This is a genomic window from Massilia sp. Root335 (assembly GCF_001425685.1).
Lineage (GTDB): Bacteria > Pseudomonadota > Gammaproteobacteria > Burkholderiales > Burkholderiaceae_D > Telluria > Telluria luteola.
Genome location: NZ_LMCY01000012.1, coordinates 207193 through 207578, shown reverse-complemented (window position 1 = coordinate 207578; position 386 = coordinate 207193). Strand labels below are relative to the sequence as shown.

Sequence of the window (386 nt, the reverse complement as noted above, 5' to 3'; positions counted from 1 at the left end):
TACGCGCTCAACGGGGACAACGTTCCCGCCGGCCCGGCGCTGCAGCCCTTCGTGCAGGAAGCGCTCGACGAGATCGAATACGTCACCGGCGACGTCAGCACGACGTGGGGCGCGCGGCGCGCCAGGGACGGCCATCCGGCGCCGTTCAAGCTGCGCTACGTCGAGATCGGCAACGAGGACGGCTTCGACAAGCACAAGACCTACGACGGCCGCTACACCCAGTTCCACGACGCCATCAAGGCGAAGTATCCGCAGCTCAAGCTGATCTCCACCGTCAATGGCAAGGACTGGCTGGGGCAGCAACAGAAGGTGACCAGCCGGGTCCCCGACCTGGTCGACGAGCATTACTACTACAAGCCGCTGCAGATGATGCACGACGCCGCGCG

Annotated in this window: 1 pseudogene; it reads left to right on the top strand. The window is 65.3% G+C overall.

Going from position 1 to position 386, the window contains the following annotated elements:
- Nucleotides 1-386, top strand: a pseudogene (locus tag ASC93_RS31365) (hypothetical protein); the annotation flags it as partial.